Below are 21,794 nucleotides of genomic sequence, written 5' to 3'. Positions count from 1 at the left end.
AAATTTAGCAGTGTTTTTTAATCAATCGGGAATACCTAATGCAATTTTGGCATAGCGTGACATCTTGTCTTTACCCCAAGGTGGATCCCATACAATACTTACCTTTGTTTCTTTTACTTCAGGTATATCGGAAAGTGCATGTTTGATATCTGCTTCAATATGTGCAGATAAAGGACATCCCATTGCTGTTAATGTCATTGTCACCACACATAATCCATCGTCTTCCATATCTACGTCATAAATTAAACCAAGATTTACAATATCTATACCTAATTCTGGGTCAATTACATTTTCTAATGCACCCATTAAGTTTTCTTTTAGTGCTTCATCCACAATATTTCCCTCCTTCCCCTTATATACCATTTAAACATACTATATCATTTTAGAAAATTAATTTACAATAGATGTTTTGCAAACCACTCTGTTGCTTCTAAGTAACCATTGCGGCTCACCTTATGTCCTACCCCAGGTTCTTTGATAAATTTAATATTCTGTTCGTCAATATAAGTATCTTTCGCTTCTTGATAAAAAAGATAAGAATGCTCAAAAGGAACGACAGGATCTTTATCTCCATGCCAGAACATTACTGGACGTTGATCTAATGTATCCACATGATGAGATAAGTCCATTGCTTCTATTTGCCTTAATAACTGTTGCAATTGATTATTTGATATTGGAAGTTCTCCATACTTTTTAAAATTACCAATAAGGGCATTTGCATAATCTGTGATCTTTGGTGATCCCATCATAATAGCAGCTGCTTGAATCCAATCATACTTTACTAATGCTGCACTTGTTGTAATACCACCCATGCTAGTACCTGCAATTCCTAGTCTACCTTCTAATAGCCAATGATTCTTTAATAAAACACTTCTTAATTCTTCTAACTCTTGAACATTTTGAATAACAATATTCCAAAATGAAATTTGCATCTGCTTATCGGTCAGACCTTTACTTCTTTCACCATGATGAAGACTCTCTGGTAAAAGTACTCTAAACCCTTTCGATGCTAACATATATGCAATCGGTAAATTTTGCTCTTTCGCGCTAGTAAAACCATGAAAATAAATAATTGTCGGTAATTCAAAATTATAGTTTTCACTTTTAACAATATGTAAGTATGGAATTTGATTTATTTGTTCCTCATATATCCCTATCATCATGTCTACTCCCTTTCATCATTCACCTATCTTCTATTGTAAGGTTTCTTTAACGACTCATGCAAATAATGTAAACTCTTTTTCACTTTACATCTAACTGAATAATGATAAGATTAGTTCAGATGAGGTGATAGAATGACAAAAAAGCAAAAGCATTTAATTGCGGTTGATTTAGATGGAACGTTATTAAAAGATAATAAAACCATTAGTTCTCGCAATAAAAATACTTTACATCAAGCAATGAATGATGGACATATCGTTGTTATAGCAACGGGCCGTCCACACAGAGCAAGCATTAACTATTATCATGAGCTCGGTTTAAAAACACCGATGGTTAATTTTAATGGAGCATTGGTGCATCACCCATTAGATGCATCATGGAAAACACTTCACACTCCTATGCCTATTAAAACAGCCCACAGAATAATCGATGCTTCCTACGAATTACAAGTAAAAAATATTTTGGCTGAAGTTCAAGATGAAGTATACATGGATGTGTATAATGAAGAAATTTTAGAAGTTTTTCAAGATAATGAAGAACGCTATATAATCGGAGATATAAAAAGCAAGTTAAGTGAAGATCCGACCTCCGTACTCATTCATCCTAAAGAAGATCATATTAAAGAATTAAGATCCCATTTAGATGATTATCATGCCGAAATCATTGAACATCGTAAATGGGGAGCTCCTTGGAATATCATTGAAATTATTCGTAAGGGTATGAATAAAGCTGTAGGATTACAAAATATCGCTAAGTATTATGACATACCGAAAGAACGTATCATCGCTTTTGGTGATGAAGACAATGATTTAGAAATGATTGACTATGCAGGTGTTGGGGTATCCATGGGCAATGCTATTGACTCCCTTGTATCTATATCAAAGCATCAAACTGTCTCCAATGAAGAAGACGGGATAAGTATTTTTCTTGAAGAGTACTTGCAATTATCTAAAAATGTAATTCAATCATAAATCCATTTGTTTCCTGCTATAAAATCCTTCATACGTTTCATACTAGAAGTGAGCGTGATAACACGTTCACTTTTTACTTCTATATGGTTAAAGCAAGTATCTCTTCAAGGGGGTATTCACTTTGAGCAAGCGAAGTAAATCTAAACGTTTCAGCCATCAAGGTGCTACTGCAGTTAAAAAACACGATGAGATTTTCACCTATCGTTCAACATTGGCACAGGCCAAGGGAAAGCACCAAGATGCTGATGACCAATCTCTAGGAGGGTTTTAATTGGAAAATAACCTTTACCAAAAGGCAAAAAATGCTGTCACTAATATGATAAGTAATCAAGGGGCTTCTGCTGAGCAGCAACAAGCTGCAAAACAAGCTATTGAAGCAGCCTATCAAGAAGCTTCTCCTGAAGAAAGACAACAACTTCAACAACTTGAACAGCAATTACAACAGCATAATCAATTAAAATAACTCTTAAGCAGAGCATATAAAGAGCATTTAAACAATGAATTGTTTAGATGCTCTTTATGCTTTAGTATTGATTTCTTTTCTGTTAGTATATAAATAAAATATATATGTAATATTAGGAGGAAATTATAATGGGAGTACATATCTCAGCAACACCGAATCCAAATGCCATGAAATATACAACGGATAAAGTAATTTTTGAAGGCACTAATAGTATTTCAGTTATGCCAGGAAATACGAGTGAGTATGAAATCTTAAATGAGCTTATGAAATTAGAAGAAGTTGATAATGTTTTTGGTTACCAAAATTTTATTACAGTGAATAAGCAGTTTGATGCTGATTGGGAAAGTCTTAATCCAAAAGTGGAAGAGATTTTCGTAAAATACGGCTATTAAACAAGACTACTTGGTAAAAGAGGATGGGACATAGCAAAATTATGCCAAAAGGCGGATGATGATTAGATTGAGCATAAAAATCATACGGAGACTCCTTGAAAATTAAAAATTGATTTTCTGTGTGCGATGTAATGCTGTCGAGGTTCTTCCTTATCCTATGGAAATAAGGTATAGGCGAGACCCAGAATGCTCCGCATTCTGGGCCTCACCAGCCGCCGTTGGATAAGCACAGTATGTTTCTGAAGCATTCGCATTTACCTTTTGAGTAAATATTTTTGTCCCAACCTCAATCTTCTATTTGATTTAACCTAGCTCCTCTATCCAATAAGTTTTAATCCTATTGCTCCAGAAATAATGAAAGCAATACAAAGAATTCTCTTCCATTCTTTAGATTCACCATAAACAAACATTCCCACAACGGTTGAACCTACCGTACCAATTCCTGTCCAAATTGCATAAGCTGTTCCCATCGTAATACCTTCCATTGCATATCCTAATAAACTAAAACTTATGCCGAAGAACAACACTAACAGTAATAATGCACTCCACTGTTTCATGGCCACTTTTTTCAAACTCATCACACCAAATACTTCAAATACTCCCGCTATGATTAATGCTCCCCAATGCATTAGGCTTCACTCCTATTTTGCTGATCACTTAACAGTTTTAATCCGATTACACCAAGCAATAAAATCGCTATAAAAATAATCTTTAAAGGATTAAAGGGTACCCTAAAAAATACTGTTTCAACAATTACCGTACCTGCAGCTCCTATTCCAGCAAAAACAGCATATACTGTGCCGACAGGTAAATACTGAGTTGCTTTAATTAAAAGAATAAAGCTAAACACAATAGCGACAATTGTAGCCGTATATTCCATTATTGTGGTTGAATAATTCAACCCAGTAACCCATATGATTTCCACTATTCCAGCTAATAAAACATACATCCACTGTTTACTCATGTTGATTTCCTCCTCTAAAACCTCGCCAAAAAATTGGCCATATCGCATTAACACGTCTTTGAAATTCTTTCTCTCCAGTAAAAAATAATTCCAGTACGCATCCATCGACAATAGTAATATAAGCAATTGAAATTGTTTCTATCTCTCCCTTAAATGAAATAGTTTTAAAATATGGATGATTACGTAATAATCTATTCAACAATTTCTCCATATCCTTTAAGAACGGTGCAACTAAAATTGCGATCTCTTTTTCTAATTGTGCAGGAGGAAAATAAGTCATTCGAAAAATAAATGCGACATGGCTATCTTTTTTTATTTTTAAACATAACCAATCAAAAAATGTACGCAATTGAAATTCTAACGGTTTGTTCTTCACTTCTATAAAATAACTAACAATATGCTGTTTTTCTCTTTCCAACGATTGGCGTATAACGGTAAGAAATAAATCCTGTTTACTTTTATAATGTGCATAAATAGAAGGTTTTTTTATTCCAACTTTATCTGCTATTTGCGCCAATGATGTACCCTCATACCCATTATTAGCAAATGCAGATAAAGCAGCATTAAAAATTTCTTTTTTCATTTAAAATACCCTCCCTAACGGTCGTAAGTCAAATATAACAATTATATACTTTTTTGTCAAAGTTCGGCTTTTGGAGATGTGAGAGATCTCAGTACACAAATTTTATGATTTTCTATGCAATAAAAAATACCCTGCTTCCGCTGTTCGCGGTCACAGAGTATTAATCATTTTTGAGTGCTAATTTTGAGTATCAATTGGGACATAATTTTCATTAATTGGCTCTCCAGATTGGTTTTTACCATATAGTACGACAACCGGAGGATCATTACCTTCTAAAACTTCACGTGGTAGTGTTTCGACTATTTCAAATTCACTCCACTCATTAGTTGAATTTTCAACTTGTTCATATGCTTCTTCCTGAATTATTTCACCATTTAATTCAACCTTATAATAGAACAGACCTCCAGAGCTATTAACCTCACCAATAATATGGAACTGTTCACTTTCTATATTGACATCCACATTGCGAAATTGAACAGAAGTTGCTTGTTGATCTAGTTCTGATTCTGACTCCATAGGTTCGATGACATCTTCATCTCTATTACCACAAGCTGTCAAAAATAATAATACCAACATTACGATTCCAATTTTTTTCATTACACGAACACCCTTTTTTAATCTCTTCTAAAGAAGCCGTATACTCCTGCAGTTTCCACTATATTTGTAAATGCATTCGGATCTACTTCATTGATAATTCTTTCTAGATCATATAATTCATAGCGTGTAACAACTAGATACATTAAACTTTTATCTGCTTTCGTATAAGCTCCTTTTGCAGGAAGAATGGTAATTCCACGAACCATCGTTTTATGAATGGCCTCTTGTAGTTCATCTGTTTTCTTCGTAACAATCATTGCTGTAACTTTCTCATAGCGAGTATGGATTGCATCAATTACGCGAGTAGTAACATACAGCGTCAGCATAGTGTATAACGCATTTTCTGGCAAATACATGATACCTGCAATTGCAATAATAATCGAATTCATAATTAAGAAATAATTTCCGATTGGTTTATCTTTTAATCGCGATAGGATCATAGCTACAATATCCATCCCACCAGTGGATGCACCAATTTTAAGTGTAATACCTACACCAATTCCTGCTATCACACCTCCAAATACTGCATTTAAGATAATGTCACTGGATATCTCGACTAATGGGATAATTTCAAGAAATAGAGTAGAGAAAAAAACAGAGATTAAGCTATATATTGTAAAGCCTTTTCCAACTTTATACCAACCCATTATTAAAACTGGAATATTTAAGATAGCTAGTAGTATACCTGTAGATAAACCAACACCTAGAAAATCATTAAATATACTAGACAAAAGCTGCGCAGCACCAGTAAATCCACTTGCATATACATTAGCCTCAATGAGAAAGAAATTTAATGATACAGCATTTAATAAGGCACCAATTATAACTATAGCAATTCTTTTTGCTTCCATTAAAAACATGGAGTACCCCCCTTTAACTATGTGTAGAAATAATAACTTTTTGACTAAAATTTTAAATACATTTAAACTAAAATAAAGTCAAAAATATGAAATGTAGGTGAAATAAGATGGCGATAACAATACTGGCTGATAGTGCTTGTGACTTGTCAAAGAATTATTATAACGAAAACAACATTGAAATGATACCATTAACTGTTCATCTAGACAACGAAGAGTATGAAGATGGCCTTACCATCAATCCAGAAACGGTTTATGAAGCGATGCGAAATGGCAAATCACCAAAAACATCACAAGCTTCTGCACAAGATTTTAAAAAAATATTTACAAAACATGCTGAAGAGAATAAAACGTTAGTTTATATTGCGTTTTCCTCAGAACTTTCAGGAACATATCAAGCTGCCAAAATGATGGAACTAGAAGTTAAAGAGACCTATCCAGATGCGGATATCTATGTAATCGATTCAAAATGTGCATCAATCGGTCATGGATTAGTGGTCCTAGAGGCTGCAAAGTTAGCTAACAACGGTGCTTCTGTAAATGAGATCATTGAAAAAGCTAATCATCATGCCAAGCATATGGAACACATATTTACCGTTGACGATTTGGAATACTTACACCGCGGTGGCCGTGTAAGTAAAACCGCAGCATTTGTTGGAGGTTTATTAAAAATAAAGCCACTTCTTCATGTTGAAGATGGAAAACTTATACCTTTAGAAAAAATTCGCGGCTCGAAAAAAGTTCTTCAACGCATGATTGACGTAATGGAATCCCGCGGTCAAGATTTTGAAAATCAAACAATTGGAATTAGCCACGGTGATGATCTTTCTCGTGCTGAACAATTATCAGAGATGATACAAGAAAAATTTAACGTAACAAAAGAAAATATTGTAATTGAAATGGTAGGATCTGCAATTGGTTCTCATTCAGGTCCAGGTACACTGGCATTATTTTTCTTAAATACAAAAAATAAATAGAAATCATTCTTACGAGGAATTATCCCCTTTTATATAGACAATTAAACGTTCTATTACTATAGGGGGTTTATTTTTACCATTTAAACTTGTTCTATATTGAATTTAATAAATGATTTATGTGTATGAATGCCTAAGCCTAATCATATAGTGTAACAATAAGTTATCAATGGAGGTTAAATCATGCTTAATAAATTATTAGATACTTTCGAAACAGAACATAAATATGCACCACTCACGTTAGATCATTTATTGGATTTTTATCAAAAGAAATACATTCAAGGTAAAATTGATATTAGACGTTACTATGAAATATATCAGTGCTTACATCAACAAGGTGCTGTATCATCTCACGAATATCTGTATTCATAAAATTTTACTTCGTTGCAGTAGAGGGATTACTGTCCGTTACATGAAAGATAAAAACAATCCAGCTATTTTAAGAAGAACATAATCAAGAAGATGAAAACACCTCTTAAGTCGGTTATTTAACGACTTTTAAGAGGTGTTTTTTATAAAAGAAAGAAATTTATTTGGATTGATTCTATAAAAATAGGGTAAAAGTATAATAAGTTTATATTAAGGAGGCAGTTCATATGAAAATGGAGAAAAAGAATGGGAAGATTACTCCCCCTGCACAATCTCAAAGTAAGCAGCCTGGTGTAGAGTCGAAGATGACTCCAACGCCTCAATTCATTCACGAATCTTATGAAGGTAGTAATAAGTTAAAAGGAAAAGTAGCTGTTATCACCGGCGGAGATAGTGGCATAGGTAAATCTGTTAGCGTCCATTTCGCAAAAGAAGGTGCAGATGTTGCGATTATATACTTGGATGAACATGAAGATGCAGAGGAAACAAAACGATTAGTTGAACAAGAAGGTCGTAAATGCTTACTTATCAATGGTGATATTGGTAATCAATCATTTTGCGAAGCAGCTGCCACGGAAGTGTTAGATAACTTTGGAAAAATAGATATTCTTGTTAATAACGCAGCTGAGCAGCATCCTCAACAAACATTATTGGATATTTCCAGTGAACAGTTAGAAAAAACATTTCAAACCAATGTCTTCAGTATGTTTTATCTGACGAAAGCAATTCTACCTAATTTAAAAAAAGGTAGTGCCATTATTAATACAACTTCAGTAACAGCCTATGAAGGTAACCCTGTACTTATCGATTATTCATCAACCAAAGGTGCTATTGTGTCCTTTACTCGTGCATTATCAAATGAACTTGCAGAAAAAGGCATAAGAGTCAACGCAGTTGCTCCTGGCCCAATTTGGACACCGCTTATTCCTGCTTCCTTTAATAAACAGCAAGTTGATGAATTTGGCGGCAATACACCAATGAAACGCCCTGGACAACCTAGTGAATTAGGGCCTGCATATGTGTATCTTGCTAGTGAAGACGCTAGCTATATGTCCGGACAAACCCTTCATATAAATGGCGGTAAAGTTGTAAATGGCTAGTTCAATTCAGGGGTTGAGACATAATGAAAGTACGGAAAGGAAGAACGATATTTTACACGTTCATATGTCCTTTTAATCTTTCTGTCTCAACCTTCTCTTCTCTATTTATTACGTTCTCTTTTTCTTTGTTTTAATGTTAAATAAATTACTCCAGCAATAAATGCCAAAATAACAATAACAATAAATCTAATAAACCACCAGTTAAGCCCTTCATCATCTTCTACTTCATACACTTCTACAGATTCACGTGGTATTCCGATTCGATGATTTCCTTCCTGATTTTCACGGACCAAATTATCTTGCAAGTAACCACGTAACTGTTTATCTCCATCAATATCAGTTACGTCTACATAAGCAGACTCACTTCCATTATTAATGGCAACATACATCGTTTGGTCTTGATAACTTCTTTTAAACACTACCATCGAATCAACTGTATCGACTAATTCAATATCACCTTGACGTAGTGCAGGAAATTCATTCCGTAAAGAAGCTATTCTAGTATGAAACTCTTTCAATTCCGGATCGCCACTATTAAACGGTACAAGTCGCTGAGACTCCTCTTCATCTCCCCCATACATTGGCAACTCGGTACCTTGAACAATTTGTGGTGTACCTGGTGTTGTATACATATATGTCAACGCCAACGTCCATGCTGTAAGTGAATTTCGTTGATTTTTTGAATATGCATTTGTAAAACGTTCTTCTGTAAAACCATCGATTGTAATTAACGGAGAATCTGTCTCTAAATTCTCCCATTGATTGTATACCTCAGAAACTGGATTATCCACATTAGAGAATACTTGTTTTAAACTTTCATGTAGCATAGGGTTAGCTACAATATCCAAAGATGTTTCTTCTAATTCTTGTATGTTAGCAGCTTCTGAATCTAAAATATCCCCTATTAAATAAAAGTCTTCATCTTTTTCTTTTATATGTTGTGTATATTCTTGTAGAAAATCAATCGGTGCTTGGTCCACAGCATGTAATGTGAATCCATCTATATCCGTCTCTTCCATCCAGTAATCTGCGACACCTATCATAGTCTCCGCAACTTCAGGTTGGTTTAAATTCCACTGAATTGCATTATTAGACCAAGTGGCAGCTGTGTATGATGGTTCACCCCACCATTTAGCTTTACTACTGTCTTCTGTCACTTCATGTGATTCTGCAGCATAATTGATTACCATGTCCATAACTACTTTCATATCACGATGATGTGCTTCTTCAATCAATTGATTAAGATCTTCCATTGTTCCTAATTGCTCGTCTATTTCAAAATAATCAACGATCCAATAACCGTGATAACCATTTTGTTGATTATTCATTAAGGGCGATAATGAAATTGTAGTAATCCCCGTTTCTTTTAGTCGATCTAGTTGATCGATTATACCTTGAATATCTCCGCCATGATATGCATTCGGGTCATCTACGTCAATTTCTATCGTTTCCTCAGGATTTCCATTATTAAAACGATCAACTAAAATATCATAAATAACTTCATTATGTATACTGTTTGGTTCTTCTGCGTTTACATTGGTTAAAGGCAATAAGACAAAAATCACTGTAACCAATATAAGCAATTTATTTTCTTTTAGCATGATGTATAGCCCCCATCTGTAAATAATCCCATTGACTCCCCTTCTATTATTCCTTAATAAAAAAAATAGTCAACTACACGTTGACATTTGTTGAAAAGACTTCAAATTTTTTCTATAAGGAACAATTTCATAATTAAGATATTAGATATAAAATCCAAAAGTTGTGCTGTTTGATTTCCATTGCAGCCGGATGCTTTTAGCAGGCACGGCTTCAACTACAATCAAAATCAAGTTTTTCTATAATCCGAACATTAAGATTTAATTTTCCCACTAATTATTCGTTTTTTAATAAAACTTAGCAATTATGAGATTGACTTATACAAAAAACCAACGGTTACTTCTCCGTTGGTTTTTTATGAATATTATTCTAAATTAAATAAATAGAAAGCCCATTGGTAAGCGGAAGAAACCTAATACAATTACTAGAACTAATGCTATCCAAAATTGTACCCACTTCGCTGTAGTTGGTTTTCCTTTTGCTTTTCCAGTAAGAATCATTTCCATCATCGCTACTATCCATAATCCCGCCAGTGCTTTAACAATAACTTCACCAAGGATAGGCATACCAAAAGGACCTTGAATGTAATCCCATGTTAATATTCCACCTGTTATAATGATGAGAATAAACATAAGTCGTAAAATCATATGAATAATTTTTGCTGGTTTTTGGTTTCCCTTTTTGTACATAACAAGTGCAATAATAAACAAAATTAGCCCTAATGCCCATGATGTAATATGCATATGTGTCATAAAAACTTCCTCCTTTTAATAATCGAACCTATTTGTTCTAAGGGTATCATACCATTTATGGAAAAATAATACATGGAACAACCCTTCTTTTCAATAAATCGTCAAGTTTCTCGTCGGAATGGTTGTCTTTTTCCATAAGTAAGTGTACGCCATAACCATTCAAAAGGCCCAAAACGGAAGTTTTTCATCCACCACATACTACCTATCATCTGTAAAATAAATATAACTAATACAAGAATCAATTGTATCAGAGGATCTACTTTGCCGTATAAACCAAACCCAACACCATAAAAGAGCCAAAAACTTATAATAGACTGACATAAGTAATTGGTCATTGCCATTTTCCCTACTGCTTGTAACGGAACCATTAACTGGCGAAACCATCCTTGCTTCCATAACAGCGTAATACTGGTTACATAAAATATTGCAGAAGCAGCGCCACCAATATTGTCTTGTACATATGAAAACCAAGAAGGATTACCAAATAGGTATGGACCTAACTTTAATATAATAAAACCGATGAAAGAACTAATCCAAATCATTGTTAAATTTTGTTGATATTTCTCTGGTTGATGGAACCATTTTTTTCGAGCAGCATACATACCGATAAGGAACATCGGAAGTATGACACCTGCTAAGAAAAGAATATTTATCCCACCATTTGATAATTGCCAATCATGTAGATTTTGTTCCCAAATTCGAGAAAATGAGGCACTAGAATAGTTGTTAATAGCTTGTATAATAAATCCCTGATTTGGTGTATCTAAATAATCTCTAACCTGATACATCAATAGCGTGAATAACCCAACAAATACTCCCAATAGACTAATGATATTCACCTTTATGGTTCGGGCTTTTACATTAAAGTAGATTAACAATAAAAACCCAACCACACCATAAGTAAATAAAATATCCCCGTGCCATATTCCTATTGCATGAATTAGACCTATGATTGTTAAGAAAGCTAATCGTCGAATAAAAAACCGATTAACGGAAATTCCTTTTTCTACTAGCCGATCTTTTTGAAGCTGTATACCAAAACCAAAAAGAATTGAAAATAACGTATAAAAACTCGCTTGGAAAAACACGTCAATGATAAATAAAATCAACGTATCCATTTTTGAGGTCCAAACCTCTGTATCTCCACCATATAAGAAATATGGGGCAGAGAAGGCACCAATATTAACAATAAAGATGCCAAATATAGCAAAACCTCGTGCTGCATCAATCCAATTTAAACGTTGACTATCTTTAATTGGATAAGTAGACATGGCGCTCCTCCTATCAATCTCTGTACGGTACTTCTATCAATAACTGTTGTGAAAAGAAGTAAAGGTAAGTTTGCTCTACAGGCTGTTTCCAAATTTGCTCAATCGCTCGTCGATATAACGTCATTTGTGTTTGATAACGATGTGTTAATTCCTGTACTTTCTGAGGAGTAGGATTATCTTCAATAAAGTCCGTTTTGTAGTCTAAGATAATCCAGCCTGTATCTGTTGGAAGTAAACAATCGATTACTCCCTGTATAAGTACTTTTTCATTCGATTGATCTTTCCAGTTAGCATAGACTTCATTTGCTGGAAGCATGATACTAAATGGAACTTCCCTATGCATATCATTTCCATCCATAATCTTTGACGCAATTTCTGTGTGATAGAAACGCTCAATTGCTCGAATATTAACACTATCCGCTTCCATTCGAGTTAGCTTTTCCTCTTGCACCATTTTCTCTATGTTTTCTTCTATCTCCATTTCTGACAATACGTGTGTCATTGGTAAATGTTGCATAACTGTATGCAATGCTGTACCTTTTTCAGCTGGAGATAGTTTCATTTTCTTTTGTAAGAAATTAGGTCTTTTTCCGATTGGCCCTTGCGATGGAGGTAAAATTTGTTGATCACTATAGTCATCCTTTACCTCTTGTTGCCTTTTTAATTCAGTCACTGATTGTTTCGCACGAAATACTGTTGCTTGTTTATAAGCATATTCATATGACAAACGAGCTTCTACATCGTCCTTTAAATTTTCTTGTTCCGTATCTAAACTTTCCCAATTAAATACTTTTTCTTTCAAATTGTCCTCGTCATCCACAGAAGACTCTTTCATGTCAATATAATCTAATGCATGATTTGTTGTAATTTGCCAATCCGATGGATCCTGATTAATTGATTCCAATACTTGATTTCCTATATTTTCAGTCCGAAGTTTTTCAGATCCAACATGCCTTAATAATGCAGGTCCTACCCAGTCAAGATACGTTTTCGATTCCATACGAAAATATGCTGGTAACACCCAACTTGGATGATCAGCAATCCTTTGCCATTTTTCAAGTTTTTTGTCTAGAGAAGGAACCGTTCCTACCATCAATAGTTTTTCTTTTGCACGTGTTAATGCAACATATAATACACGTATTTCTTCAGATAACAAATCACGAAATTTAGCTTGTCTAACGGCATGATAATACAGGGTAGGATATTGAATTCGTTTAACAGGATCAATGTATTTACTGGCAAATCCTAAATCTTTATGAAGAAGATATTTCTCTGACAAATCCCGTTGATTAAATTCCTTATTCATTCCTCCGAGAATCACTATTGGAAATTCCAATCCTTTACTTTTATGAATGGTCATAATCCGTACAACATCTTCCTGCTCACTTAAGGCACGAGCAGCTCCTAAGTCCTTCCCTCTTTCTTCCATTCGTTCTATGAACCGTAAAAAGCGATATAAACCACGGAAAGATGTTGCTTCGTAACCTCGAGCTCGATCATATAAAGCTCGTAAGTTGGCTTGGCGTTGTTTTCCACCCGGAATAGCGCCAACAAAATCATAATAACCAGTCTTCCGGTAAATATCCCAAATTAATTCTGATAATGAACCTTGTCGGGCAGACTGACGAAAATCGTTTAACATTTCCATAAAACGAGTTAATGACTTCACAGTGTCATTATTCTCTTCTTCATTTTGCATATAGCGTTGAACAGCTTCATAAAAACTTGCTTTTCGATCTGCTAGCCGAATGGAAGCAAGTTGATCTTCTTCTAGCCCAATAATTGGTGAACGAAGTATAGAAGCTAATGGAATATCTTGTCTTGGGTTATCTATAACTTTTAGAAAACTTAACATTACTTTGATTTCAATCGCTTCAAAGTAACCCGTGGATATATCTGCATATGTTGGTATTCCCTGCTGTTGCAACTCATCAACAATTGTTGATGCCCATGTCATGGATCGCATTAATATAACGATATCCTTATATTGTAAATCCCTTTGTTTCCCTGTTGCTTTATCTACTACTTGCATTGGCGATTCATCTTCAGATGTACCTATCCAATTTTTAATCTGTTTTGCATAAGCACGGGCTTCAATTTGAGCTTTCTCTAAATCTTCTACCGCCTCTTCATTGTTGGATTGTTCCATCTCTTCACTATTGCTATCAATAAGTAGTAGTTCAGGTTTTGCTTCTAATGGATAGTCGTCATACATTTTATTTCCGTATATAAGTTCAGCTGCATCATCATAGCTAATTTCTCCAAGATCTTCATCAAATAATTGACGAAAGATATAATTAGCACCTAAGAGTACATTTTCTCTACTACGAAAATTTCTCGCTAAATCTATTCGAATCGATGGATCATCCGATTTAGAAAAACGTTTGTACTTATCTATAAATAATGATGGTTCTGCATGACGGAAACGATAGATGCTTTGTTTCACATCGCCAACCATAAACATATTCCCTTTATCCTGACGATCACTAATTAATTGTAGTATTGTTTCTTGTACCATATTTGTATCTTGATATTCATCAACAAGTATTTCTGTGAATTGCATCTGTAACTGCATCGCAACAGTTGAAGGAATCACTTTGGCCTCGGTTGATGATTCATCGATTAATATTTGTAAACAATAATGTTCTAAATCTGAAAAATCAACAACTGCTTTTTCTTTCTTGACTTTTGCAAAGGAATCCTGAAAATGTTTTACTAATTCGACAAGATGCTTAATCACCGGTGCAAGCTCTCTCATATCATTTACATGTGCATCTAAATTTCTAGCAAACCATACTTCTTGCATTTTTTGGAATCGCTTCTTATAACTATCACGTAATTTTTTTACTTTTGTTTTCTTCTCTTCATCACAGTCTATTTTTTTCCCGGACAATTTACCGAATTTTACTTGTAACATAGATTGTTGAAGATACTTCCAGGATTCAATATTTTTCAATGCATCTTGGATGATAGCCTTCTCCTCTTCAATTGTTTTAGCATAATGATAAGGTCCATCTGCTTCTTGGGTTATGGAATAAGCGATATCAATTTCTTGACTAACGGCATCCAATTGTCGTGACACTTCTTCTCTTAATACATTCATCCATGGTAACTCTTCATCTTTCCATTCTTCTGGTATATTATAAGTTTGTACAAGCCTATCTAACCATTGGTTTGGCCATGGACTTTGCATTGCAAATGTATGCAAACTTCGAATTAATTCTTCCATCTCTAGATCAGAACGATCACTAGTAAATCGATTGACAACCTCAAAGAAACCGTCTTGATTTGGATTAGAATCTCCATACCACCCCTCTAATAAATCATCGAGCACTTCTTGTTTCAATAAATCCATTTCCATATCATCTGCAATTCTAAATGAAGGGTCAATATCAAGTATATATGCATTCTTCTTTACAATATCCAGACAGAAAGAATGAAGCGTCGAAATAGATGCTCGTTGCAGTAAAGACAACTGCTTTTTCAAGTGAATAGAGCTTGGGTTTGCAGCCAAGGCTTGTTCTAAAGCTGCTCCAACTCGGTTTCTCATTTCTTGAGCTGCAGCGTTGGTAAAGGTAACTACTAATAATGAATCGATATTTGTAGGATTATGCTCTGCTAACAATTTTTGTATAATTCGTTCTACCAATACAGCTGTCTTACCAGATCCAGCTGCAGCAGCAACTAGTATATCCGAACCACTTGTATATATTGCTTCTTCTTGTTCTTTAGTCCAATTAACCATTATTTTCACCCTCTCTCTCAAACAATTGCAGTAAATCATTCTCTTTTATATCCGCAAACTTACGATAATTATTTTCTTCTAATACTGGATCAAATTGGCACACAGAATGAAATGGACAATAGGTGCATGCCTTCTGTTGCTTATGTTGATAAGGATTTACATCAACAAAACCATTGGTTAAATCGATTCCAGCCGATTTCAACAACTGATGAATGTGTTTTTGCAATGTCTCAAAAGTGGATTGATCTGCAATCTTAGAGTAACTATAGAATCCTCCATTTTTCTTTAATGCTGCCGGGATAATTTGACTGGAACCTGTTTCTAATGATGAATCCATCATCTTCACTATCTCTTCATTGGATAAAAGTAAGCCTTGCATTTTATATTGTTTAAATAATTCTTCTTCAATATCAGCTTCTGTCATACTACCTTTAGCAGAGATCATTGGATTGTGAACATGGAAATATAATACTCCAGCTGGGTCTGCCTGTTGGCCTAACCATTTCTCCGAATGAGTTAATACAACATCTAAGTAAGCGAGCATTTGTAATGCAATACCGTAGTATACTTCCGTTAAGTCCAATCCTTTAGAGCTTGATTTATAATCAATAATCCGTAAATATAAATTGTTTTCGAGTTCGGCTTTGTCTACCCGATCAATTCTCCCTCGTAATACAAGTTCATAACCATTCTCTAATTGCATAGATAGTGAAGGAATTTGATTATTGCCATCACCAAATCCTAATTCCAATCCAACTGGAGAAAAATGGCTTAATCTTGCTTGCTCACCTAATACAAATGCTGCTCGAGCAATGACTTCTTCTAGTTTCTTCTGAATATACGCATAGCGATTGGAACTATGCAATATTTGATGTTGGAGCACAGGAGATAACTCAGTTACAGCACGGTTTGCATATTTAGACGATTGACTTTTTGTCAATGTAGCAAAATCATTTCCCTCAGCATGAATCCATTCTGTTATTTTCTTAAGTGCCTCATGAAACAGTTGTCCAATATCTGGAGCATCTAATTTGTACGTCCTTCTCTCCTCTAAATTCAAGCTATATTTAGCAAAATGTTGATAAGAGCATCTGTAATATGTTTCTATTCTACTTACACTCGCTTGAATGCGCTTCGGATATAGTTGTTCAACTGTATCTCGTTGTAGTGATTCAGGTTTATTTTCATAGTAGAGTCCTTGTAATACTCGATGTGTTGTTCCACCTTTTGGATGATGTTCTACATACCATTGATATACTTCCCACCAAATTGGATCAATCGGATATCCTTTTCGAAACTTCGCTAACTGTGCGGTTAATGCTGACCTTGATTTCAACTCAGTGGATACAAACCTTCTTGTATTCGATTCATCTTCTGGATCCTGTAATAATATATGATTTTTGGTTGCAGGGAATAGCTCTTCTATTCGATGAATCAATTGAGAAGGCATTTTTGCTTTCCCTTCTTCATCACTTAGTAAATAACTAATTTTCAGTCTGTCTTTCGCAACAGTAAAAGCTAAGTACATATAAAACCAATCATCTAATAATTGGCGTTCACTTGTATCAGCTAACTTCAATCCATTTTGTTCAAGTAATAAACGCTCTGCTTCATCAATCATTCCATCAGATGTTGGTTTCATTGGCCAAACACCCTCATTTACTCCTAATAGAAAAGCACAACGAATATTACTCATTCGGGATCGATCGATTGTCCCTACAATAATATGATCCATACTCGGGGGTACGTGGGAAAATTGCAGCGTTTCAATACCTGCATCCAAAGCAACTTGGAAAACAGATAAGTCCATCTTCTCTTCACCTGCAATTTCTACCATTTCATCTAATAGTTGAATAACAGCGTCCCATACTTGTTCTTGTTCCCTACCTTTTTCAGGTAACCCTTGATCATCATAATAATTTCTGGTTACTTCTAGTTGATCAGGAATTTTCAGTTCTTCTAACCACTGATACACGGCTATACAAAGATCTTTAACAGTGGTTGCTGCCCTTAATTGTTCATCAACTGTTGCAATAGCAGATATAACTTGATCTCGATATCGATTCATACTTTCTTGTAATTCTCTTTCTCTATCTGTTTGAGCAGAACTATCAAATCCTCGAAAACGCTGGTATTTCCATATTTTTTCACCAATCCACTGATGTCTAGATCGAATCCCAAACTCAATAACATAATTCTCTAATTGATCGATACTGTCCATAGTTAGAGGAAATTCTTCATCTGTAGCTGGTATAAGTCCTGTTTTTAAAACCCGAAAAATGGCATCATTTCTCCAATTTCCTTGTACAACCTCTAATATGGAACGAATTAATTCGATTAATGGATGATGAAGCATTGGACGTTTCTCGTCAATAAATACAGGAAGTTCATAATCATTGAAAATAGTTTCAATTAAATTATGATAAACTTCTGGTTGTCGTATTAACAATGCAATGTCTCTATAGCGGTATCCTTTATCTCTAATTAATTCCAGTACTTGCTGGGCTACCCCTTCTACTTCTGCGCGTGGATGGACAGCTTCAAATATTTCAATCGGGACTTCGCCTTCATACGCTGGTGCTGGTCTAGAATCAAAATATTTTTCCATATGAGCAAAGTAAGGTCGATTTTGAAAATTCCCTTTCAAAGAATCTAATATGATCGGATCTTCTACCGGAATCCCTGTATCCCATGCTAATTGTTTCAATACATGATACGTTTGGCTTGGTTGGTAAAATAAATCTAGCTCAGTTGTATCCTCTTTCTCCCGATCATCTAATGTTAAAGCAACTGTGATAGAATTGCTCGTTTTCATTAACTCTGTAAGTACTGATTGTTCCTGAGGTGTGAAACTATGAAAACCATCTATGTAAATATCCGCATTATTTAATATAGAAGATTGTTTAATTTGTTGAATTAACAACTGTAGTTGATCTTCACTATCTACATATGTGCCCTGTAAGGAATATATAAACGTTTCATAAATATAAATTAAATCACTAAGTTTACGCGTGAGACCCTGCTCAGATGGTGACTGATGCACAAACTGTGTGAAATGAGATTGTTGCATCCGTAGATCATCTGGTGTTATTTCATAGCGTTTTAATTCAGTTAACATCGTCTCTAGTTGACCAAGAAATCCCTGTTTTTTTAGAGCTTTTTGAAAAGCATTCCAGTCCCCTTGCTTCTCTTCAATAATCTTCCTTAGCATCATTTGAATACCCACGGAGCTTATAAACTGTTTTGTACCTCCGCCGGTTTCCTGTAATACTCTCCAGGCTAAGCGTGAAAAACTAACAACTTGTGCTCGAATACTACCGTTTGTTTCAGAATCACTAAATAGAGCAACTTCTTGTTGAAATGTCATTTGATCTGGAACAATGTAAAATATAGAAGGTCCTATGGGTTTGGTAGAAATTTTTTGTTTTATTTCCTTTAAAATTACCTCACTTTTATTTGTCCCAGAACGTCCTAGTATGAACCGCATTCCCATATATTAACCCTCCTAAATTTCCATAACTAAAATAGAGCTCCTATCTATTTTATCAAAGATAGAAGCTCGGTCCTAATCGAAAAACTTTTTATTATTTATTTACTTTCTCTGTCAATGGCCAATACGTTATATCAACCTTTCCTACAATTTGATCATTGGATATAAATCCGAACGATCGACTATCTAGGCTATCTTGTCGATTGTCTCCTAGTACAAATAAATTCCCCTTAGGAACTTCAATTTCTCCAGTAATTTGTTGGAGCGTAAAATCATTGGTAAATTTTTCAACCGAACTTGCTTCCTTATAAGATTCTAAAAATCTTTCTTCAATAAATTCTCCATTAATATAAAGCTTATCATGTTTATACTCCACCCTATCTCCAGGTATTCCAATAACACGTTTAACATAGTCTTCCTCTTTAGAAGCCCGAAAAACAATAACATCAAATCGATTTACATCCGATAATTCATATACAAATTTATTCACCATCAATAAATTTCCGTCAAATAGTGTAGGTTCCATCGACTTCCCATCTACAACATAATTGGCAAATAGAGTTGTTCTTAAAATAACTGCAATCCCAATCAAGAGAAGTAAAAGTAACAATACTCTTCGAATATTGAATTTTTTCACGTTGTTTCATCCTTCATCGAGTAATTATTATACATAATACCCTTGAAGGAAGTTTTTAACCCTTTTCGTGATTCACATATTATTTTTAGCTGATTTTTTTTGCAATCGTTTTTCTAAGTATTTACCAAACATCCAAAAAATCACTATGCCTATACCTACAATTATTGTTCTTACTGGATTTTGAGCAAATTCCATTATACTCGAGCCGACATATGAAATGGAGAATATCATTACCGTTTTACCTAAGCAGACAGCTAATATAAATTGATATATGTTAATCTTCGACAATCCTGCCACAACATTAATTATGGACGAAGGAGAAAAAGGGAAACACAGCAATATAAATAGCGGACCAAATCCATGTCTATCTACCCATTGAGTAATTTTTTTCACTTGATTATTCTTTCTAATTTTTTGTAGTAAACGTGTATTAGAGAGCTTTCTTATAAGTAAAAATACAACAACTGCTCCAACAGTTGCGCCAATCCATGAATACAGAAAGCCTTGAAATAATCCATAAGCAGCAGCATTACCAAGAACAAATACGATTAACGGTAAAAAAGGTAAGAAAGCTTCTAGGAACGGTAATAAAATCCCTGGTAACGGTCCTAGTCCTTCATACTGATTTAGGAGCTGGGAAATAAATTCTTCCCAACCTTCTTCTCTAATAAAACTTCTCCAATTCGATAGAGAAACACTCATGACATACATCCACGTAAGCTCCTATCATTAGACAACATTCTTTTAAAATTATTATATGGTATTAGATTGTATTTTAAAAGAAAAAGCTAATTAATTCCAATAATGAATCGTCACTCTAATTGGTAGATATTTTTTCATCTATAACATATAATAAAATATACGAACATACGATCTGTATAAGAGGTGTGAGTGCATGCGTTATATCAATGAGGAAAATACTAAAATAGCTTCAAGGTATTTATTTATATCCATGGCGATTATTATAATTCGTCAAGATATAAAATATCATGATGAAGGACCATATAAAATCAAGGAGATATATCTTCAGATGTTATCAGAAATGGAGAGGGAAGCTGTCCGAGAACGTAAACAGATCATTCGCAGAATGAGAATAAATCAATTATCGGTTCTTCCACTAACAAAAGATGATTCTTTTTCAAACTTTTTATTTATATGCCAAGGAAAAGAAGAAAAGAAAAGTTATTTCAACCCAGCTATTCGTAAAAAAGTTGAAAAAGTGCTAAAGGAGTTGATGTTTAAGAGTCTTTATCGTCTTCAGAACGAGGAGGCTTCCTCCAACGTTTAATTCGATCGTCTAAAAGAAATCTTATTTGAGCAGTACGTTGTAGTTGATTGATTAAAGAACCATGGGAGATATCAAGTGAAATTTTTGAGCCATTTTTAAACAATACACTGGTAGTCCCTTCATCTCCTCTACGTACTTCTTTAATATGACTATGTGCAATCCAAGAACAGTTCGCATTACTAGGAGACTTAGTTGGAAAGAAATACATTCCACTTGCTGGATCAATTGTAATTGGTGCTTTATGTGTTATTCCGCTAATTTCTCTAGTCCCCTCCTGACGTCCTTTCAAGCTAGCACCAAAATACTTGCAAGCATAATCAATGACATTGGTAGGTTTCGCTTCCAAAACATATTCCGTTTCCTCTTCCAATACTTTCGCAATGTACCTTCCATTTTCATCTTGCTCTGATACAATCGCCAACGTAAATGGCGTTATTTCTAAAAATTCCTTTTTCATTGTTTACCTCCTTTACCAATTAGTGTGACTTAATACCTAATATAACATATTATTAGTTAAAATGATATATTTTTACATAATTTTTTGAATAAATAGTTAAAAAAAGAAACGAAGTTGATAATAA

The 21,794-nt window shown here is 34.4% G+C and carries 23 protein-coding genes; 8 read left to right on the top strand and 15 right to left on the bottom strand.

Annotation, left to right across the window (positions count from 1 at the left end; all coding sequences use genetic code 11):
- Positions 1 to 21: 21 nt before the first annotated feature.
- Together C794_RS06550 and C794_RS06545 are read right to left on the bottom strand one after the other, a co-directional pair.
- Positions 22 to 333, bottom strand: coding sequence for a metal-sulfur cluster assembly factor (locus C794_RS06550; RefSeq protein WP_017796331.1), 312 nt, complete (start codon positions 331 to 333; stop codon positions 22 to 24).
- 62 nt (positions 334 to 395) lie between these two features.
- Positions 396 to 1,160: a prolyl oligopeptidase family serine peptidase gene (locus tag C794_RS06545; protein WP_017796330.1), complete on the bottom strand. Its 765-nt coding sequence runs from the start codon at positions 1,158 to 1,160 to the stop codon at positions 396 to 398.
- A 135-nt stretch (positions 1,161 to 1,295) separates the two neighbouring features.
- On the opposite strand from C794_RS06545, the gene C794_RS06540 reads away from it, so the two are divergent.
- The 4 genes from C794_RS06540 to C794_RS06525 all read left to right on the top strand — a co-directional run bounded on the left by C794_RS06540 (position 1,296) and on the right by C794_RS06525 (position 2,987).
- Positions 1,296 to 2,132, top strand: coding sequence for a Cof-type HAD-IIB family hydrolase (locus C794_RS06540; RefSeq protein ID WP_017796329.1), 837 nt, complete (start codon positions 1,296 to 1,298; stop codon positions 2,130 to 2,132).
- Positions 2,133 to 2,253: 121 nt separating this feature from the next.
- Positions 2,254 to 2,403, top strand: a complete 150-nt coding sequence (locus C794_RS20820) for a hypothetical protein (protein WP_017796328.1) — start codon at positions 2,254 to 2,256, stop codon at positions 2,401 to 2,403.
- Positions 2,404 to 2,595: a DUF3813 family protein gene (locus C794_RS06530; protein WP_017796327.1), complete on the top strand. Its 192-nt coding sequence runs from the start codon at positions 2,404 to 2,406 to the stop codon at positions 2,593 to 2,595. It abuts the gene before it with no gap.
- Positions 2,596 to 2,723: 128 nt separating this feature from the next.
- Positions 2,724 to 2,987 (top strand): NifU N-terminal domain-containing protein, encoded by a 264-nt coding sequence (locus C794_RS06525; RefSeq protein ID WP_017796326.1) that lies wholly within the window; start codon positions 2,724 to 2,726, stop codon positions 2,985 to 2,987.
- Positions 2,988 to 3,304: 317 nt separating this feature from the next.
- Here the strand turns inward: C794_RS06525 and C794_RS06520 are convergent, their stop codons facing one another.
- The 5 genes from C794_RS06520 to C794_RS06500 all read right to left on the bottom strand — a co-directional run bounded on the left by C794_RS06520 (position 3,305) and on the right by C794_RS06500 (position 5,991).
- On the bottom strand, positions 3,305 to 3,616 hold the full coding sequence (locus C794_RS06520; RefSeq protein ID WP_017796325.1) for a DMT family transporter: 312 nt from the start codon (positions 3,614 to 3,616) through the stop codon (positions 3,305 to 3,307).
- The gene (locus tag C794_RS06515; protein WP_017796324.1) at positions 3,616 to 3,951 is read right to left on the bottom strand and encodes a DMT family transporter; all 336 of its coding nucleotides are present in this window, start codon (positions 3,949 to 3,951) and stop codon (positions 3,616 to 3,618) included. The genes C794_RS06520 and C794_RS06515 overlap by 1 nt, the downstream gene beginning before the upstream one ends.
- A complete protein-coding gene (locus C794_RS06510; protein WP_017796323.1) occupies positions 3,944 to 4,534 on the bottom strand; it encodes a TetR/AcrR family transcriptional regulator in 591 nt (196 codons plus the stop codon). Before C794_RS06510 ends, C794_RS06515 begins: the two co-directional genes overlap by 8 nt.
- A gap of 177 nt (positions 4,535 to 4,711) precedes the next feature.
- Positions 4,712 to 5,131, bottom strand: a complete 420-nt coding sequence (locus tag C794_RS06505; protein WP_017796322.1) for a hypothetical protein — start codon at positions 5,129 to 5,131, stop codon at positions 4,712 to 4,714.
- 17 nt (positions 5,132 to 5,148) lie between these two features.
- Entirely contained in the window at positions 5,149 to 5,991 is an 843-nt protein-coding gene (locus tag C794_RS06500; protein ID WP_017796321.1) for a YitT family protein, read from the bottom strand.
- A 107-nt stretch (positions 5,992 to 6,098) separates the two neighbouring features.
- On the opposite strand from C794_RS06500, the gene C794_RS06495 reads away from it, so the two are divergent.
- The 3 genes from C794_RS06495 (at position 6,099) to C794_RS06485 (ending at position 8,431) form a co-directional block, all read left to right on the top strand.
- Entirely contained in the window at positions 6,099 to 6,965 is an 867-nt protein-coding gene (locus C794_RS06495; RefSeq protein ID WP_017796320.1) for a DegV family protein, read from the top strand.
- A 180-nt stretch (positions 6,966 to 7,145) separates the two neighbouring features.
- Complete coding sequence (locus C794_RS06490) at positions 7,146 to 7,334, top strand: YppF family protein (protein WP_017796319.1); 189 nt, start codon at positions 7,146 to 7,148, stop codon at positions 7,332 to 7,334.
- Positions 7,335 to 7,558: 224 nt separating this feature from the next.
- The gene (locus C794_RS06485) at positions 7,559 to 8,431 is read left to right on the top strand and encodes an SDR family oxidoreductase (RefSeq protein ID WP_017796318.1); all 873 of its coding nucleotides are present in this window, start codon (positions 7,559 to 7,561) and stop codon (positions 8,429 to 8,431) included.
- Positions 8,432 to 8,532: 101 nt separating this feature from the next.
- On the opposite strand, the gene C794_RS06480 is transcribed toward C794_RS06485, so the two are convergent.
- The 7 genes from C794_RS06480 to C794_RS06450 form a co-directional block, all read right to left on the bottom strand.
- A complete protein-coding gene (locus tag C794_RS06480) occupies positions 8,533 to 10,032 on the bottom strand; it encodes an alpha-amylase family glycosyl hydrolase (protein WP_017796317.1) in 1,500 nt (499 codons plus the stop codon).
- A 372-nt stretch (positions 10,033 to 10,404) separates the two neighbouring features.
- A complete protein-coding gene (locus C794_RS06475) occupies positions 10,405 to 10,782 on the bottom strand; it encodes a YisL family protein (RefSeq protein WP_017796316.1) in 378 nt (125 codons plus the stop codon).
- Between the two features lie 101 nt (positions 10,783 to 10,883).
- Positions 10,884 to 12,053 carry a DUF418 domain-containing protein gene (locus tag C794_RS06470; RefSeq protein ID WP_017796315.1) on the bottom strand — a complete coding sequence of 390 codons (1,170 nt, stop codon included), beginning with the start codon at positions 12,051 to 12,053 and terminating at the stop codon, positions 10,884 to 10,886.
- Between the two features lie 13 nt (positions 12,054 to 12,066).
- Complete coding sequence (addA, locus tag C794_RS06465) at positions 12,067 to 15,798, bottom strand: helicase-exonuclease AddAB subunit AddA (protein ID WP_017796314.1); 3,732 nt, start codon at positions 15,796 to 15,798, stop codon at positions 12,067 to 12,069.
- Positions 15,791 to 19,291: a helicase-exonuclease AddAB subunit AddB gene (addB, locus tag C794_RS06460; RefSeq protein WP_017796313.1), complete on the bottom strand. Its 3,501-nt coding sequence runs from the start codon at positions 19,289 to 19,291 to the stop codon at positions 15,791 to 15,793. The genes addA and addB overlap by 8 nt, the downstream gene beginning before the upstream one ends.
- A 91-nt stretch (positions 19,292 to 19,382) precedes the next feature.
- Positions 19,383 to 19,925 (bottom strand): signal peptidase I, encoded by a 543-nt coding sequence (lepB, locus tag C794_RS06455; RefSeq protein WP_017796312.1) that lies wholly within the window; start codon positions 19,923 to 19,925, stop codon positions 19,383 to 19,385.
- A gap of 72 nt (positions 19,926 to 19,997) precedes the next feature.
- Entirely contained in the window at positions 19,998 to 20,636 is a 639-nt protein-coding gene (locus tag C794_RS06450; RefSeq protein WP_017796311.1) for a TVP38/TMEM64 family protein, read from the bottom strand.
- Between the two features lie 184 nt (positions 20,637 to 20,820).
- Between C794_RS06450 and C794_RS06445 the strand changes: the two genes are divergently transcribed.
- Complete coding sequence (locus C794_RS06445) at positions 20,821 to 21,213, top strand: YhjD family protein (RefSeq protein ID WP_017796310.1); 393 nt, start codon at positions 20,821 to 20,823, stop codon at positions 21,211 to 21,213.
- On the opposite strand, the gene C794_RS06440 is transcribed toward C794_RS06445, so the two are convergent.
- Positions 21,164 to 21,670 (bottom strand): competence protein ComK, encoded by a 507-nt coding sequence (locus tag C794_RS06440; RefSeq protein WP_017796309.1) that lies wholly within the window; start codon positions 21,668 to 21,670, stop codon positions 21,164 to 21,166. The two genes, C794_RS06445 and C794_RS06440, sit on opposite strands and share 50 nt — an antisense overlap.
- Positions 21,671 to 21,794 lie beyond the last annotated feature (124 nt).

This window comes from Oceanobacillus kimchii X50 (genome assembly GCF_000340475.1).
Taxonomy (GTDB): domain Bacteria; phylum Bacillota; class Bacilli; order Bacillales; family Amphibacillaceae; genus Oceanobacillus; species Oceanobacillus kimchii.
The sequence above is the reverse complement of the archived record's forward strand: the minus strand, read 5'-3'. Positions and strand labels throughout refer to the sequence as shown.